The sequence below is a fragment of the Pseudomonas fluorescens genome (assembly GCF_902497745.1).
Classification (GTDB): Bacteria; Pseudomonadota; Gammaproteobacteria; order Pseudomonadales; family Pseudomonadaceae; genus Aquipseudomonas; species Aquipseudomonas fluorescens_BM.
Genome location: NZ_CABVHJ010000003.1, coordinates 247,972 through 265,251 on the forward strand (window position 1 = coordinate 247,972; position 17,280 = coordinate 265,251).

Genomic DNA, 17,280 nt, shown 5'->3' on the forward strand with positions numbered 1-17,280 from the left:
TAGCAGCCCATCCGCCGCGAAAAAATGACGTCATAAAACCGACTGCCGCGCAAACCTGCGGGCCAGTGCTGTCGGCGTGTTCAGGCCCGAACACTTCCCAGCAAATCCACCAGCTCGTACTCCATAGAGTCAGCCAGCCCCAACCAGTCCTGGCGCTCCTGGCATTCGAGCATTTGCATTAACAGCTGCGCCCACTCCTGCTGAACCTCTGCCGGGGCAGACGCTAAACATTGCTGGGCCTTTTCAAACACATCGACCATCGTCAGCGCCGCTTCGACATCGCGCCCGAGGCGAAACAAACCCGCACACTGGCGACATTCATCCTTACAGAGGCTCAGCGTACTCATCGCACAAACTCCGGGTTGAAGCCGGTTCCGGCGATCAGCGCCCCGGAGCGGCTGCTGTTGAGAAATTCGACCTGTGGATGTGCAGCGATATAGCGCTCCAGCACACACAAATAACCGCGAAAGTTGAGCTGTGTGGTCACCCGCTGACCATGGCCATCGCGCACCCAATGCCGCGCCTGATTCACCGGTGGCCCCAGATCGCCGTCGTTCCAGCCTGCATGGGTCTTGTTCATCGGGAAGGCGAAGTCAGCACCAAACAGCGTGATGCCGGTGGCACCCATCTTTACCGCCAGATCCACCGCCGGGTGAATCACACTGCCGCCCACGTGCAACTGCGCTCGCGGGTGTTGCTCACGCAGATTCGCGTAGATCGGACTCGCGGAATAACCACCGTAACGCTTGCCCTTCCACGCCTTCAACACCGACGGATCGCTCATCGGCAGATACACCAGCGGGATGCCGTCGGACTCCTCGAACGGCAGATGGCGAAAGCTGATGCGCTGATCAATGCTCACCACCAGGTCAGGCACAATCCCGTGTTCGCGCAGCGGTCGATACGCAGTGTCGACACAGAGGAACAACGGGCGTTCGGCGCGTTGACGGATTGCCGCCAGACGCTGGTAATGCTGCTCCAGCGTCGGCCCGGTGGCGATCACATAGACTTCCCGGCCGGCACAGGTGCCGAACAACTGCGCCACATCCGCATCGGCGAGCAGCACCGGCAGGCATTCCTGCAAACGCTGTTGAATCTGCGGTGACTGCGGATCGAAATCCCGATTGTTGAAGCTCAGGTGCACTTCGCTGACCAAGCGATCACGCACTTTCGCGTTGAAATCGTCGGCCAGCAGCATCTCGGCAGGCAGGGCAAAAAACGGCGTAAAAAAGTCTGGATGGTCGCCGGCGTAAAACAACTCGACGCGCGGATCTTCCAGCCAATGGCGCTGATCGAGCAGTTGCACCACCAGCGCGAACAATGCGCCATTGAGGATGTGCACGTACAGACGCTCAAGCCCTTCGCGCTCCAGTAGCACGCAGGGCAAATCGCCGAGGCCGGTACCGTAGACATGCAATTGCGGCTTGTCCGCCAGGCTTGCCGCCTGAATCCGGGCTTCATGGATGCGGTCATGGCGGCTGGTGAGCTGAACACCATTGACGCTGAGCGTCGAACCCAACCCCTGCACCAGTTCGGCCTGGACTGCTGCACTGTCCTCCGCCATCAGTCGCTCGAACAGCGCCGGCCAGCGCCGTTGCAACACCTCGGCATTGGCTTGAAAAAACTCGCTCATGGCGCCTCGCGCTCCCTCTTCAGGCAAAAAAATAGCGTTCAAGGTTAACCTTGAACGCTATTTTTGTATCCGCCGTTTTTGATCAGACTCAAGGGCGATAGATGATCGCCGAGCCCCACGACAGACCGACACCAAAACCGCTCAAGGCAATACGCTGCCAGTCGGAATCGATGACGTGTTTTTCCAGCAGCAGCGGAATGCTCGACGACACGGTGTTACCGGTCTCAACCATGTCCTTGATGAATTTTTCCGGCTCGCCTTCGAAACGTCGCGCCACCGCATCGACAATTGCCGCACTGCCCTGGTGAATGCAGAAGGCATCGATGTCATCCGCCTTCAGACCAGAGTCATCCAGCAATTCGTGCAAGTGTGCCGGGACTTTCAGCAAGGCAAAGTTGAACACCTGACGACCGTTCATGAAAAACACGCCATCGGTGACTTTCAAGTGCGGTGCGCCGGAACCGTCGGTGCCGAACTTGGCTTTGCCCAGTGCCCAGGTCGGATCCTCACCCATCCACGTGGCCGTCGCGGCATCGCCAAACAACATGGTGGTGTTGCGGTCTTCCGGGTCGACGATTTTCGAATACGGGTCAGCGGTGATCAGCAGGCCGTTCTTCAGACCGGCGGCTTCCATGAAGCCCTTGATCGCGTAGATGCCGTAGACGTAACCGGAGCAGCCCAGAGAAATATCGAACGCCGCAACGTTGGTCGGCAGACCGAGTTTGTCCTGCACGATGGCGGCGGTGTGTGGCAGGCCTTCTTCGTCACCGTTCTGGGTGACGACGATCAAGGCGTCGATCGACTCACGTTTCAGATCCGGGTTGCTGGCAAACAGCGCATTGGCCGCCTCCACGCACAGATCGGAGGTTTCCTGTTCAGCGTCTTTGCGCGGCAGGAACGCCGAGCCGATCTTGCCAAGGATGAATTCTTCATCCTTCTCGAATTTTGCACCTTGTGCGTAATTGTCCACGCCGGCTACAGGAACGTAGCTCGCAATGCTTTTTATGCCAATCATTACGGCTTCCCAATAAAAAACAGCCCAAGACCACCGCTCGCAAGGATTTCGAGGGGCGCCGACAAACAGAAAACGGCCGCCACAACGGGCAGCCACGGGGAGCGCAAAGGGCTATCACTGGAATCGAAAACGAGCCAGGCGCCATCTCCCCGATCAATACAATACAGTGAAGATGCGCGTTATGACTCGCAGGTCACGCTATTTTGCCGAATCGGTGCAGATCGGGTTATTCGACCAACGACCAGTCCAGCGGCGTGCCGCGCTTGATCGGAGCGCGGGCGCGGCGGCCGAGGACGGCATCGGTGTGCTTGGGCGGCAGACCGAGCCCCGGGCGAATGGCGCGCAGATTGTCCCCGGTAAAGGTGTCACCGGCGGCCATGTCGGCCGTGACATACAGCGAGCGGCGATAGACCAGCGACTTGCGCTCGGCCTCGGTAACGCCGTAATGCACCTGGCCCATGGCCTGCCAGGCGCGCTCGGTTTCCACCACCAGGCTAGCCATTTCCGCCGGCTCCAGCGAAAAACTCGCATCGACGCCTCCCGCTGAACGGTCGAGGGTGAAATGTTTTTCCACCACCGTCGCGCCAAGCGCCACCGCCGCCACCGACACGCCAACGCCCATCGAGTGATCGGACAGCCCCACTTCGCAACCGAACAACTCACGCAGATGGGGAATCGTGCGCACGTTGCTGTTGAGCGGCGTTGCCGGGTAAGTGCTGGTGCATTTGAGCAACACCAGATCTTTGCAACCGGCCTCGCGCGCGGCGCGAACGGCCTCATCCAGTTCAACGATGCTGGCCATGCCGGTGGAAATGATCAGCGGCTTGCCAGTGGCGGCCACACGACGGATCAACGGCAAATCGGTGTTTTCGAAACTGGCGATCTTGTAGGCCGGAACATCGAGGCTTTCGAGAAAGTCCACGGCGCTGTCGTCGAACGGTGTCGAGAACGCGAGCATCCCCAGTTCCTTGGCACGAGCAAAAATCGGTGCATGCCATTCCCACGGTGTATGGGCTTTTTCATACAAATCGTAGAGCGAAGTACCCGCCCACAGACTGCCCGGATCCTTGATGAAGAATTCGCCCTCAGACAAATCCAGCGTCATGGTTTCGGCGGTGTAGGTTTGCAGCTTCAGCGCATGCGCCCCCGCCTTGGCCGCTGCCTCGACAATTTGCAGGGCGACGTCCAGTGACTGGTTATGGTTGCCGCTCATCTCGGCGATGATGAAGGGTGGCGCGTCGGCACCGATCAAGCGGTTGCCGATCTTGAAACTAGTCATGCGGGGAATCCTTCAAAACACGGGTGAACGCACAAGCACTCTGAGTGAACCCGGCGTCACGAAACACATTCAACGAGGGACGATTGTCCGGCAACACCCGAGCGGTGATGACCTTCAGTTGCGGCCAGTGCGCGGCAACAAATGCCTCACCACGGGCCAATAGCGCCCTGCCCCACCCCAGACCCATCCGCCGTTCGATCAGGTAAATCGAGACTTCGGCTTCAAACCCGCGCAGGTCATACCGCACAACGCCGACCGCACCGTCATCCGCCTCGGCGATCAACAGCAGGCGCTGTGGATTGCGCAAACTCGCCGTCAGCCAGTTCAGGTGCTGCGGCCAGTCGATCACGCCGCTGTCCAGCGACCAGCGCCGTACCGTTTCGGCATTACGCCCATCGAACAGCAACTGCGCATCCTCCAGAGTCGCCGCACGCACCTTCAGCACCGCACCGGCCAGTGCCACCGCGACACGCTCGGCACCACGCCCGTCGACCAGTTGTCGCGAGCGCTCGGCCAGGCTTTGGCGCAAATAAGGATTGCCGGTGACAAAGCCGATGGCGTCGCGCAACTGCTCGACACTGACCTGCTCACGAGCGCCCATGAACACATGTGCGCCCGCCGCTGCCATGACTTCGCCGTTGCTCTGCTGATTGTTTGACACGGCGATACAGATCGTCGGCAACCCCATCGCCGCCCGCTCCCAACTGGTGCCACCCCCGGCGCCGATAAACAGATCCGCTTCAGTCATGCGCTGATGGAAATCGCTGACGAAGCTGTGCAGGCGCCAGTTCGGCCGCGTCTCGGCCAAGGCCTGCATAGGCGTCCACGCCGGATTGTCGGCACCGGCGACAAAGTCCACTTGCAGCTCGCTGTATTCGGCCAGGGCGAGCATTGCGTGATGAGTCTGCATGGCCGCATCGAAGCCGCCGAAATTCACCAGCACGCGGCGAGCCCTGGGTTTGATTTCGATGGCCGGGCAACAGAACTCTTCGCGCAACATGGCATAGCGCGGACCAAGCAAGGTGCGACAGCCGTCGGGTAACAACGGTTGATAATTTTCATGCAGACCGGACAGATTCTGATTGAGCAAAAGATCTGCGCTGTAGCGCCGGGTAGCCAGATCGTCGACTGCCGCTATGCGCTGCGCCCAGCGCCGGGCGGCGGTTTGCCAGTGATGATCGAGGCCGTAATGATCGACGATGATCCAGTCGAACCCGGCATGGCCGGCCAACAACAGATCCAGCGCGTCGATGTCGGCCTGCCACGGCAGCATGGACTCGATGGCTTGCTGTGGGTCTTCATCACAATAGAGATCCGGCAAGGCAAATGTTTCGAACCCTTCGGCGTTCAGCATATCGAGCCGATGCCCCGGCAATTTTCGGCAGGCAAAGGCGACATGGCTACCCTGCCCGCGCAACACTCGCGCCAGCGTCAGGCAGCGAGCAATGTGGCCGCTGCCGATGGTTGGCGAGGCGTCGGCACGAATCAGTACTCTCATTGCAACTCTCCACCCGCCTTGAGCGCGGCGTACAGGTATTCGGCGCGCTTCCAGTCTTCAAGGGTGTCGATGTCCTGCACCAGATGCCGGGGCAGAATCACCGGCAGGCTGGCTGGCGAATAGAGCACCTCGCCGCGCAACCACGCCTCAGTGCGCCCCCAGTAAAACTGACCGGCGTCCTGAAATGCTTCGGGCAAATCCTGCGAACGTGTATTGCGAAATTCCGGATACAAAGCGCTCAACGCACCCTGCCCGTCCAGCGTCAGCGCACGCTGCACCGGAAAACCGAAACTGCACACGGAGAACGCGAAAGACTTCTCCAGGTGCTGCTCCAGCAATTCGATGCCCTGGCGCAGATAGCGTGCCTGCAACAGCGGCGCCGTGGCATACAGGCAACAGGCGTAATCGTACGCCGGCAACTGCTGCAAGGCATGCACGATCACTGCCGCCGTGCCGGTGAAATCATCGGCCAGGTCTGCCGGGCGCAAAAAAGGCACCTGCGCGCCATGGGCTCGCGCCACATCGGCAATTTCGGCATCGTCGGTGCTGACCACGACCTGATCGAACAAGCCCGATTCCAGCGCAGTGCGGATCGAACGGACAATCATCGGCACGCCGTCGAATGGCAAGAGATTCTTGCGCGGGATGCGTTTGCTGCCGCCACGGGCCGGGATGATTGCGACGTTGCTCAAGGGCGCTTTTCCAACAGGAACCAAGTGATGTCGTCCACAGGAAACTGCGGATCGCGGTGATAGACGAAACCATAATCCAGCAAGTGCAAATCGGCATAGCGATCGAGCATTTCACCGGCAAAGTCGCGCTTGAACAGCTTGCCGCTGTTGCCACGATAGGACACTTCCACCGGTGCCGGATTGTAATACTCGGCGATCAGGATGTAGCGCTGACTCAGCTCGTACAACTGCGCATAAGCGGTCGGCAACAGCTCCGGGGCCAAGTGAATCAGCACGCCTTTACTCAGGGTCAGGTCGTAGCGGCGCTCGCGCGGGAAATCGAACAGCGAGCCATGCCAGATCTGTGCAATGTCCAACGCCCGTGCCTGAGCACAGGCGCTGTCATTGATCTCGACGCCGAACAGCTCGCAACGGGGCAGAAGTTGACGCAACGCCTGCAAATTGTTGCCGGCGTTAGTGCCCAGTTCGACCAGGCTCTCGATGCCTGCGGCACGGCTCAGGGCTTTGGCAAACAACGCCAGATTCGTCGCCACCAGCGGTTGGCCGACATTGCGCTCGACGTACTGGTTACCGAAGTCGCCCTGCCAGAACTTTTCCTGCTCACTCAAATGACGCATTGCAGATACTCATCCTTTGCCTCAGCGGCAATTATTCGGTCAGCCGACGCAATTGCTCGACCACGTAATCCTGTTGTTCATCGCTCAACAGCGGAAACAGCGGCAGGCTGATCGCCTCGGCGTAATAACGCTCGGCTTCGGGGAAATCGCCCTCGGCGAAACCCAGGTCGCGATAGTACGGCTGCAAGTGCACGGGAATGTAATGCAGATTCACGCCAACACCGGCAGCACGCAAGCCTTCAAACACCTGACGGTGGCTGCAGCTGATGCGATCCGTCTGCACGCGAATGACATACAGATGCCAAGCCGAATCCGCCTCCGGCTGAAGGCTGGGCAACGTCACCGGCAAATACGTCAGCAGGCGATCATAACGCGCGGCCAGTTCGCGGCGCCGGGCGATGAATTCGTCCAGTTTGCCCAGTTGCGACAAGCCCAGCGCGGCTTGCAGATCGGTGATCCGGTAATTGAAGCCCAGCTCGATCTGCTGGTAGTACCACGGGCCGTGGCTCGATTCAGTCATCTGCTGCGGATCGCGGGTCATGCCGTGGCTGCGCAGGCGCTGCAAGCGCTCGGCCAGGTGCGGGCGGTTGGTCAGCACCATGCCGCCTTCGGCACTGGTGATGATCTTCACCGGGTGAAAACTGAACACGGTCATCGCCGCGAACTCGCCGCAACCCACCGGACGCCCTGCATAGGACGCACCCACCGCGTGAGACGCATCTTCGATCACGGTGAAGTTGTAGCGCTCGGCCAGCTCGGCAATCTTGCGCATGTCGCAGCTTTGCCCGGAGAACGCCACCGCCACCAGCACTTTCGGCAAAGTGCCGTCCTGTTCAGCCTGATCGAGTTTCGCTTCGAGGGCGAAGGCATCGAGATTCCAGGTCAACGGATCGATGTCGACGAAATCAACGTCGGCCCCGCAATAACGTCCACAGTTGGCCGAGGCAAGAAAGGTATTGGGCGTCGTCCACAAACGATCACCCGGCCCCAAGCCTGCGGCCAGACAGGCAATGTGCAGCGCCGCCGTGGCGTTGCACACCGCAACGGCGAAGTCTGCCTGGCAACGTTCGGCCATTGCCTGCTCGAAACGCTCGATGCCAGGCCCTTGGGTCAGCCAGTCCGACTGCAGCACTTCGACGACGGCATCGATGTCTGCCTGATCAAGGCTTTGCCGACCGTAGGGAATCATACCGAGAGCTTCGCGTGCAGATCGGCGATCTGGCCGACCGAGAGAAAATGCGGGTTGGTGTCGGAGCGATACTCGAAATCTTCGCTGACGACACGCCCCTGCTCACCGAGTCTGTCGACGGCGAAATCGACATCGACACTGGTAAAGCGAATCGACGGCTGGATGGTGTAGTGATCTTCGAACTCAAGGGTCATCCGCGCATCGTCCAGCGGCACCATCAACTCATGGAGCTTTTCACCAGGTCGAATGCCGACGTTCTTGTGCGGCAGATGTTCGGCCATGCCGCGCGCCAGATCGACAATGCGGATCGACGGGATCTTCGGCACGAACACTTCGCCGCCGTGCATCCGCGCAAAGCTGTCGAGGACGAACTGCACGCCGTGGTCGAGGGTGATCCAGAACCGCGTCATGCGCTCGTCGGTGATCGGCAACTCCTGAGCACCGTCGGCGATCAGCTTGCTGAAGAACGGCACCACCGAACCGCGCGAGCCGGCCACGTTGCCGTAGCGCACCACAGCAAAACGGGTTTCCTGCTCGCCGGCAATATTGTTGGCGGCGACAAACAATTTGTCCGAAAGCAACTTGGTCGCGCCGTACAGATTGATCGGGCTGGCCGCCTTGTCGGTGGACAGCGCGACAACTTTTTTCACGCCGTTATCGATGGCGGCGGCGATGATGTTCTCCGCGCCGTTGACGTTGGTGCGGATGCATTCGGTCGGGTTGTATTCCGCCGCCGGCACTTGCTTCAACGCCGCGGCATGCACCACGTAGTCGATGCCGCGCATGGCCTGACGCAGACGATCGGCGTCACGCACATCACCAATGAAGTAACGCATGCACGGCGCGTTGAACGTCTGCTGCATTTCATACTGCTTCAGCTCGTCACGGGAGAACACCACCACGCGCTTGGGCTGGTATTGCTCGAGCAGTCGGGCGATGAATTTGCGCCCGAACGAACCGGTGCCGCCGGAGATGAAGATTGATTTACCGTTGAACATATGCTGATTCCTGTCCGGCACGCTTAAGCGAGCAACTGAGCCCAGTTGATCGAGGCATTTTCACCCAGAGTGAAACCTTTGCCGGTCAGGGCCAGGTTGGCGTTGTAAGCCGGATCCTGCGCGAAGACGCCGCTCCATTTCTCACGCAGTGTCGCCAGTGCTTGGGGAGCCTCTGGCAACGCGCCGGTATGCAGCACCTGCACCGAAGGCGTCCACACAGTGAGGAAACCGTTCTGACCGGCCTTGAGGCACAGGTCGACATCGCTGAAACCGTCAGCGAACGTCACTTCATCCAGACCGCCGAGGGCGTTGAACAGCTCTTTGCGCACCATCAGGCAAACCTTCGACACAGCCGAGTAATTCTGCTCGACAGCCAAACGCTGCATGTAGCCCCCGGCGGTGTGTTTTTCGCCGATGAACGCCGAACCCACACCATCGTTAAAGCCTAGAATCAAGCCGGCCTGGGAGACTTTGCCGTCGCGGTCGACCAGTTTGGCACCGACGATGCCCACTTCCGGACGCTGGGCGTGGTTGAGCAGCGAATCGATCCAGTTCGGGTTGACGACTTCACTGTCAGCGGCCAGCAATACCAGATACTCACCGTTCGCCTGCTCGCTGGCGGCGTTGTACAAAGCCACCTCACCGAGCGGCTGATCGGCACGCAAGACATTGACTCGAGGATTGCGCAACTGGCCCAGCCAGTCGTTGACCGCCGCCGACTGATTCGGGTTGGCCGCAACCAGTAATTCATAACGGCTGTAGCGGGTTCTGAGCAGCACGCCCTCCACGCAACGGCGCAGCGCTGGCAGGTCATCACTGGCCGGCACAATGATCGACACCATTGGCAGTTCGGTATGACGATAATCGACCTGCCAGGTACCTGGCAGCGACGAAGTGACCTTGGCCTTGTAGCCGCGATTACCCAAATGACGCAGCAACGCCAGGCGCTCATGAGCATTCTCTTGCAACACAGCGGCCTGGGTGATCAGCAGCGGCTCGTCGAGGTGTGCCAGACCACCGAGACCGCCCTGCTCAATCAGGCGCAACAACAGGTCAAACTCCAGCGCCTTGCTGAAATCGGCCTGATAACCGCCCGTTTGAAGGAAAACGTCCCGTCGAATCAGCCAGTGGCGTGCCATCAGCGATGGAACGCTTTGCAGCAAATCGAGGTTGAAACCTGGGCGGAACACATCCACCAGCGCACCGTCTTCAGTGCGCTGGATTTCATCGGTGGCCACCGCGCGAAGATCCGCGGCTGACATCAACTCCAGGCCAGCGCGCAACAGGCCACCGGCGGTGAATTCTTCGCCCACGTTGGCCAGCAGCAACCAGTCGCATGGAGACTGCGCGGCGCTCAGGTTGAGTTTGTCGATGAAGTTGCCCGGCGTGACCCGGACAAAGTGCAGGATATTTTGCGCGGTTGTCGCAGACTGCGGCTCGCCCGTGGTGAAGACCACGATTTTGAAAGCTTTGCTGTACCCTTCGACGAGGCTGTCGAGGGTGACTTGCAGCTTGTCGACGTCGTTGTCCAGATCCAGCAGAAAAATGCCGAATTGTGGTCCGCCATTGTTCGCCGCCAGATGCGCGGCAATCAACCCGGCCTCTTCAGCATCCGGCTTGCGGGCTGCCATCCAGTCGAGCAAACGACCTGAACGCATCTTGTTGAAGACCGGGTAGTGATCGACGTTAGACACGCTTTCAAGACCGGCGCCCCAATCAGCCATTTCCTGCGCCTGATCTTCCTCGCCGAGGACCTGCAGTTGCTCGGCCAGGCGCTTGACCACGCGACGGTTGAACACGTTTCTGTCATGGGCCTGCCACAAACGGTCGAGGACACTTTCCGCCGTATCGTTATTGCGCGACTGCAGCAGGTACTCCTGCCGGGTCCAGATGCCTTCGAGCTTTTCCAGTTGAATACGCCCGGCCGGCATCGCGTGCAGCAGAAACTCGAACTGGGTCAGCAAGTCAAAAAAGCGCTGGTTGTAGAACGGCATCTCGACGTATTGCCGTGGCCCGAATTTACGCTCAGGCGCCTTGGTCAGGGGGTTCCAGGTCGACTCGAAAATCACCTCGGCCGTCAACGCCCGCCCACTGACCAGGCTGTCGGTCATGGCCGCGAAGCTTTCCAGGGCAAACGCCTTGCGCTGCGCCTGGTCGAGATCGTTGATACCCGTCGGCAGCGACGCGAGGAATTCGGCGAAGGCTTCCCGCTCGGCCACTGACTTGGAATCGGTGTACGACAGCGCGTGATACACCTCGGTGTTGTGGTCGGAGAAACCGACGTTGATCTCGCGCACGACATACGGAATCGGCAGGATCCGCGCCTTGGCGTTCGCCAGCAGGTAATAGGTGTGGCCGATCTCCTGCCATTCGAAACTGGTGCCCGCCGGCAATGCCGCGTACCAGTCCTGAATGATAGAGGTACGGCATACGCCGTAGAACGGCGGCACGTACTGGTGCATGAAATCGAGGACCCGATCCTCGGCGCGCTCCGACGCATAGTCTTCGCAGATTTTCTTGTCGCGGCGGTAGTAGGTGACGCTGCCTGCCAGCGCCAGGTACATCAGGCAGTAGCCGTGGCACAAACCATAGTCGCGGTTCGCTTCCAGGAAGTTGACCGATTCAGCCAGCGACTCATGCAGGATGAAGTCGTCGTCGGCGGCGAACACCATGTAAGGCGTGGTCAGCTGCGCAACGCCGTAGGTCAGTTTGGCCTGCATGCCCCAGTAGGCGAATTGCGGCAGGTGCTGGTAATCGACCGCCGAAAAATCACCTTCCGGGCGCTCGGGAGACGAGTCCAGCACCAGAACCTTGCAAGGCAGGCTGCTGTAATACTGCAGCGCTCGACGCAGAAACGCCGGGCGGTTGTGGGTGATCAGTACCACCGTCAGCAACTCGCTCAATGGCAGCTTTTGTTCAGAAACAGACTTGCCTTGCATAACTTCTCCCACGACCGGCGAAACCGCCCGAAAAACGCTTTGATAATGGAACTGATTAACGAACCCGGCGCAGATAACCGTCCGACGCGACGGTGATCAGCAGCTTGTCTTGCATCGCCTGATCAATCTCGAAATCGTCGTTCTCTTTGAGGTACGCCCAGACGGCGGTTTTCGGGTTGTCGCCCGGGCCCCATGGGCGATCCGGGAAGGCATCGGCCGGCATGTCTTCGACCACCGTGTCCATGACCACGCAATAGCTGTCGACCGACACCAGTGGTGCGTAGAGACGCAATTCTTCGAGGACATGTTCGTGGGTGTGGTTGGAGTCGAGTACGACGATGACTTTCTTGCCGGCCGCCGCCTGACGCACTTGCTCGACCACCGCCGGATCGAGGCTCGAACCTTCGATCATGCTGATGCGCTTGATCATCGGATGACTTTCGATGGCCTCGCGGTTGTGCGCACGAATATCGCGATCAATGCCCAGCACTTCACCGTGGCCCTGCAATTCGAGCAGCGAGGCGTAGTAAATTATTGAACCGCCATGAGCGATACCGCATTCGATCACCAGATCCGGCTTGATCCGCCAGATCAGTTCCTGCATGGCCATCATGTCTTGAGGCAACTGGATGATCGGCCGGCCCATCCACGAGAAATGGTAGGTGTATTTGTGCTTGGCCGACTGGTTGTAGAACTCTTGGGCCAGCGCCTTCAAGTCCTTGTCCTGGCCTTGGGCAGTCACTTCAGCCTGGCACTCCGCCTCGAAGGCTTTGATTAGGTTATCGCTCATTGTCCGGTCTCACTGAAAAGTCATTTGATAATCACGCTGCCAACAAGGCATTCGCCTTGAGGCGCATCAATCGATGCGTTACGCCTCGAGTAACTGTTGCAATCGGTCGACCACGGCCCAGAACGCCAAGGGCTCGTGTGTCGGATAGGGGTAATGCCCCAGATTCAAATCGATCGAAGCGCCGCGCTCGCTCAGGCGTTGCTCGACCAGTGCTCTTACCGAAACCGGCTGACCGCTGGCGCAATTGATCACGCCGTTGAAGTCGGTTTTTTGCAGGATCGCGGCGAGGTAACCGGCAGCGCGTTCAATCGGCAGAAAATCGCGCAACTGCTCACCGGCGGACATGTTGAACGACGCTTCACCGGCATCGATCGCCCGGTCCAGTGCGGCCAACAGACTGTTGGGGTTTTGCCCTTCGCCATGCAGATAGAACAAGCGCGCCCACTGCAAAGTAAACGGATGCTCCTGCTGCAGATTTTGCAAAAACAGGTGCAGCGTGTGCTTGGCCAGACCGTAAGGATTGCTCGGCTTCGGCTCGGTGTTTTCACTGAGTGGGCCGCTTTGCAGGCCGTATTCGAAACAGGTGCCGGTAACCAGCACCTGCTGCACGCCCGCCTCGACCGCGCTTTTGATAAAGCGGTAATCGGCCATCAGGTTGTGTTCGAAATGGAACAGCGCCCGGTAGTTCGGCAAGCCCGGCCAGGCCAGATGCGCCAGCGCGTCGATGCCATCGGTCAACGCGTGGATATCGAGATCGGCGGCGTGAATATCCGCGGCGATGAACTCGACGTTGTTGATCCACGGCATGCCTTGCGCGGTTTCTGCGTTGCGCGCCACGGCGCGAACATCGCAGCCGTGTGCAAGCAACGCCGCGACCAGATGCCGACCGACAAACCCTGTGGCGCCAGTGACCAGAACCTTCACAGCACGCTCAACTCAGGCACGGCGATCACGAAGCGGCCATCCCACTGACGCACTTGCGCCAGTTGCTGACTGACTTCGTGCAGCAGGTTCCACGGCAGCACCAGCACGTAATCCGGTTTTTCGAGATCAATCTGCGCCGGCGCCACAATCGGAATGCGGCTACCCGGCAGGAACTTGCCCTGCTTGTGCGGATTGGCATCGGCGACCCAGGCCAGCAGGTCCGGTTTGACCCCGGCGTAATTGAGCAAGGTGTTGCCTTTGGCCGCCGCGCCATAACCGACCACACGTTTACCGTCAGCCTTGGCCTGCAACAGGAAACGCAACAGTTCATGCTTGATGCGTTCAGCGGCAGGCGCGAGGGTGGCGTAGTACTCAGCGGTTTTCACCCCGGCATCCAGTTCGGCTTTCAACTGTTGTTGCACCGCAGGTTGAACCGCGCGGCGCTGGCCGTCCTTGCGCTGCACGAACACGCGCAGCGAACCGCCGTGGGTGGTCAGTTGGCTGACGTCGAACACTTCCAGACCATTGCGCTCGCACAGGGTCTGCACGGCGGTCAGCGACAGATAGGAATAGTGCTCGTGATACAGCGTGTCGAACTGCGCGCCCGCCATCAGCGTCAGCAGTTGCGGGAATTCGAAGGTGGCCACGCCGGTTGGCTTGAGCAGCGTCGCGAAGCCGCCGAGGAAATCGTTGATATCCGGCACATGCGCGAGCACGTTGTTGGCCGCCATCAGATCGGCGCCCCAGCCGTCGCTTTTCAATTGCGCAGCAGTGTCGCGACCGAAGAACAGTTCGCGGATTTCCAGGCCTTTTTCCCGCGCCGCTTGTGCGGTGCTGCGCGTCGGCTCAACACCCAGGCACGGAATGCCGCGACCGGCCACGTACTGCAGCAAGTAACCGTCGTTGGCGGCGATTTCCACCACGCGGCTGTCAGCGCTCAGGCCGAAGCGCTCAACCATCTCGGCGACATAACGCTCGGCATGGGCCAGCCAGGTGATAGAGAACGAACTGAAGTAAGCGTACTCGGCGTCGAACAGGCTATCGGCGCTGGTGTAATCCTCGGTCTGCACCAGCCAGCATTGCTGGCACACCGCGACCTTCAACGGGACCCATTGCTCAGCCTGTTCCAGGCGATCGGCGTGGACGTAGGCGTTGGACGGTGGCGAGGTGCCGAGGTCGATCAGCGGCAGGCTCAGCGGTGCGGCGCACCCACGGCAGTTCATAGACGCACTCCAGCAAAGTGTTGATCGAGCGCGGGATGGCTGGAATCACGCGCTGACAAATTATTGACAGGCAACGGCCAAGCAATCGCCAGCCGAGGATCGTTCACCGACAGACCGCCCTCATGCTCCGGCGCGTAATCGGCGCTGTGCAGATAGAGCAACTCGGCATCTTCACTGAGCGTCTGGAAACCGTGGGCGAAGCCAGCCGGGATTAACAAGCTGCGGCCATCACCGGCCTTCAGATGCTCGGCGTGCCAGTGCAGATACGTTTCAGAATCCGGGCGCAGATCCACCGCCACGTCCCACACTTCACCGCGCAGGCAGGTGATCAGTTTGGCTTCCGGGGCGTTGGCGTTCTGATAATGCAGACCGCGCACACTGCCCTTCTCGCGGGTGCAGGAATGGTTGATCTGACGGATATGGAATTCACTGCCGAACGCACTCAGGCTGCCTTCGCAGAACAGCCGTGCGAAGTGCCCGCGCTGATCGTCGAAACGTTTGTGCTGGACGCTGAACAATCCGGCCAGCGGCAATGCTTTCAGAGAAAACTCACTCACAGCGCGCCTCGATACAGGTTCAATTGGCCGAGGGTGACGCTGCGCATGTCATCGCCGTTCTGCCACGCCAGGTGCCAGTCGAGGGTCTGGGTCAGGCACTGCTGCAAGGTCCAGCGCGGCTGCCAGCCGAGTACCTGGCGGGCGCGGCTGCTGTCCAGACGCAGCAGGCCGGCCTCGTGCAGTTCGCTTTTTTCGATGCGCAGACCGCGCGCCTGCGGCCAGCGGCTGGCGAGCAATTCGACGACTTCGCCAACGCTGCACATGTCCGCTTCGCCCGGGCCGAAGTTCCACGCCCCGGCATATTCCGGCCCTTGTTCGTAGAGGCCGGCGGCCAGTTGCAGGTAACCGGCCAACGGCTCCAGCGCGTGCTGCCACGGACGTACGGCTTGCGGATAGCGCAGGGTCACCGGCTCGTCGGCCGTCCAGGCTTTGAGCACGTCGGGAATCAGTCGCTCAGGGGCAAAATCACCGCCGCCGAGGACGTTACCGGCACGCGCAGTGGCCAAGGCCAGACCGTGTTCAGCGTACTTGTCGGCCGGGAAGAACGACGCGGCATAGGATTGCGCGAGCAGTTCACAGCAGGCCTTGCTGCTGCTGTAAGGATCGTGTCCACCGAGGGCTTCGTCTTCGCGGTACGGCCAGAGCCATTCCTTGTTGGCGTAGACCTTGTCGGTGGTCACCAGCACACAGGCGCGCACGCAACCGACCTGACGAATCGCTTCGAGCAGGTTCAGCGTGCCCATGACGTTGCTGGAGTAAGTGCCGAGCGGATCGCGATAGCCTTCGCGCACCAGCGGCTGAGCGGCCAGGTGCAGCACGATCTCCGGCTCGGTGTCGGCGATGATTTCCAGCAAGGCGCCCAGATCACGCAAATCACCGCGCTGATCGTTGATGCCTTCGTGCACGCGCGCCAGTTCGAACAGGCTCGGTTCAGTCGACGGATCCAGAGAAAAGCCGCTGACTTGCGCGCCGAGGCTTTGCAGCCACAGGGTCAGCCAACTGCCTTTGAAACCGGTATGTCCGGTGACGAGAACGCGTTTGCCGCGCCAGAAATCCGCACTCAGGCCCATTGCTTCCATGGGGCCTCCCCGCTCTGCCACAACGCTTCGAGATGGTTCTTGTCGCGCAGGGTGTCCATCGGGTGCCAGAAGCCTTCGTGCTCAAAGGCTTTGAGCTGTTCATCCTGAGCCAGACGGGCCAATGGCTCGGCCTCCCAAGTGGTTTCATCACCAGCGATGTACGGCAACACTTTCGGCGACAGCACGAAAAAGCCGCCATTGATCCAGCCGCCATCACCACGAGGTTTTTCGGTGAAACCGAGGACCTGATCGCCTTGACGCTCCAGCGCACCGTAGCGCCCTGGCGGTTGCACGGCGGTCACGGTCGCGAGGCGGCCATGAGCCTTGTGGTAATCGACCAACTGACGAATGTTCAGATCGGAAACGCCGTCGCCGTAGGTGAAGCAAAACGCTTCTTCATCCTTGAGGTAACGGCCGGCACGCAGCAGCCGGCCACCGGTCATGGTTTCCTCGCCGGTGTCGATGAGCGTGACGCTCCACGGTTCGCTGTAATTCTGATGCACGTCCATGCGGTTTTCGCGCATGTTGAAGGTGACGTCGGAGGTGTGCAGGAAGTAGTTGGCGAAGAAATCCTTGATCGCATAACCCTTGTAGCCGAGGCAGATCACGAAGTCATGAATTCCGTGAGCGGAATACTGCTTCATGATGTGCCAGAGAATTGGCTTGCCGCCGATCTCGATCATCGGCTTGGGCTTAAGGTGCGACTCTTCACTGATGCGCGTGCCGAGGCCACCCGCCAAAATTACTGCCTTCATCGTCTCCCCTCTTGTTCGTCACCGGGCTGCGCGCAGCTTTCTTGAGCTTTGCGGGCCATCTGGCTCAACCTTTTGCCGCTCCGGGCGCCGGT

16 protein-coding genes are annotated in these 17,280 nt (G+C 60.1%); all 16 read right to left on the bottom strand.

The window, feature by feature from the left end; translation table 11 throughout:
• Positions 1-80: 80 nt before the first annotated feature.
• The gene (locus F8N44_RS06290) at positions 81-347 is read right to left on the bottom strand and encodes a hypothetical protein (protein ID WP_127926309.1); all 267 of its coding nucleotides are present in this window, start codon (positions 345-347) and stop codon (positions 81-83) included.
• A complete protein-coding gene (locus F8N44_RS06295; protein ID WP_150649716.1) occupies positions 344-1,633 on the bottom strand; it encodes a motility associated factor glycosyltransferase family protein in 1,290 nt (429 codons plus the stop codon). The genes F8N44_RS06290 and F8N44_RS06295 overlap by 4 nt, the downstream gene beginning before the upstream one ends.
• A gap of 88 nt (positions 1,634-1,721) precedes the next feature.
• Positions 1,722-2,648, bottom strand: a complete 927-nt coding sequence (locus F8N44_RS06300; protein ID WP_007920064.1) for a ketoacyl-ACP synthase III — start codon at positions 2,646-2,648, stop codon at positions 1,722-1,724.
• 226 nt (positions 2,649-2,874) lie between these two features.
• Positions 2,875-3,927 (bottom strand): pseudaminic acid synthase, encoded by a 1,053-nt coding sequence (pseI, locus tag F8N44_RS06305; RefSeq protein ID WP_150649717.1) that lies wholly within the window; start codon positions 3,925-3,927, stop codon positions 2,875-2,877.
• The gene (gene pseG, locus F8N44_RS06310) at positions 3,920-5,425 is read right to left on the bottom strand and encodes a UDP-2,4-diacetamido-2,4,6-trideoxy-beta-L-altropyranose hydrolase (protein ID WP_150649718.1); all 1,506 of its coding nucleotides are present in this window, start codon (positions 5,423-5,425) and stop codon (positions 3,920-3,922) included. The genes pseI and pseG overlap by 8 nt, the downstream gene beginning before the upstream one ends.
• A complete protein-coding gene (gene pseF, locus F8N44_RS06315; RefSeq protein WP_150649719.1) occupies positions 5,422-6,117 on the bottom strand; it encodes a pseudaminic acid cytidylyltransferase in 696 nt (231 codons plus the stop codon). Before pseF ends, pseG begins: the two co-directional genes overlap by 4 nt.
• Positions 6,114-6,734: a pseudaminic acid biosynthesis-associated methylase gene (locus tag F8N44_RS06320; RefSeq protein WP_150649720.1), complete on the bottom strand. Its 621-nt coding sequence runs from the start codon at positions 6,732-6,734 to the stop codon at positions 6,114-6,116. The genes pseF and F8N44_RS06320 overlap by 4 nt, the downstream gene beginning before the upstream one ends.
• 31 nt (positions 6,735-6,765) lie before the next feature.
• Positions 6,766-7,923, bottom strand: coding sequence for a UDP-4-amino-4,6-dideoxy-N-acetyl-beta-L-altrosamine transaminase (gene pseC / locus F8N44_RS06325; RefSeq protein WP_150649721.1), 1,158 nt, complete (start codon positions 7,921-7,923; stop codon positions 6,766-6,768).
• Positions 7,920-8,921: a UDP-N-acetylglucosamine 4,6-dehydratase (inverting) gene (pseB, locus tag F8N44_RS06330; protein ID WP_007920072.1), complete on the bottom strand. Its 1,002-nt coding sequence runs from the start codon at positions 8,919-8,921 to the stop codon at positions 7,920-7,922. Before pseB ends, pseC begins: the two co-directional genes overlap by 4 nt.
• A 23-nt stretch (positions 8,922-8,944) precedes the next feature.
• Positions 8,945-11,860, bottom strand: coding sequence for a glycosyltransferase family 2 protein (locus F8N44_RS06335; protein WP_150649722.1), 2,916 nt, complete (start codon positions 11,858-11,860; stop codon positions 8,945-8,947).
• A gap of 55 nt (positions 11,861-11,915) precedes the next feature.
• On the bottom strand, positions 11,916-12,650 hold the full coding sequence (locus F8N44_RS06340) for a cephalosporin hydroxylase family protein (protein WP_150649723.1): 735 nt from the start codon (positions 12,648-12,650) through the stop codon (positions 11,916-11,918).
• Positions 12,651-12,728: 78 nt separating this feature from the next.
• A complete protein-coding gene (locus F8N44_RS06345; RefSeq protein ID WP_150649724.1) occupies positions 12,729-13,574 on the bottom strand; it encodes an NAD-dependent epimerase/dehydratase family protein in 846 nt (281 codons plus the stop codon).
• Positions 13,571-14,797, bottom strand: a complete 1,227-nt coding sequence (locus F8N44_RS06350) for a class I SAM-dependent methyltransferase (protein ID WP_150649725.1) — start codon at positions 14,795-14,797, stop codon at positions 13,571-13,573. The genes F8N44_RS06345 and F8N44_RS06350 overlap by 4 nt, the downstream gene beginning before the upstream one ends.
• Positions 14,794-15,354, bottom strand: coding sequence for a dTDP-4-dehydrorhamnose 3,5-epimerase (gene rfbC, locus F8N44_RS06355; RefSeq protein ID WP_150649726.1), 561 nt, complete (start codon positions 15,352-15,354; stop codon positions 14,794-14,796). The genes F8N44_RS06350 and rfbC overlap by 4 nt, the downstream gene beginning before the upstream one ends.
• On the bottom strand, positions 15,351-16,433 hold the full coding sequence (gene rfbG, locus F8N44_RS06360) for a CDP-glucose 4,6-dehydratase (protein WP_007920090.1): 1,083 nt from the start codon (positions 16,431-16,433) through the stop codon (positions 15,351-15,353). The genes rfbC and rfbG overlap by 4 nt, the downstream gene beginning before the upstream one ends.
• Complete coding sequence (gene rfbF / locus F8N44_RS06365; protein WP_150649727.1) at positions 16,415-17,188, bottom strand: glucose-1-phosphate cytidylyltransferase; 774 nt, start codon at positions 17,186-17,188, stop codon at positions 16,415-16,417. The genes rfbG and rfbF overlap by 19 nt, the downstream gene beginning before the upstream one ends.
• Positions 17,189-17,280 lie beyond the last annotated feature (92 nt).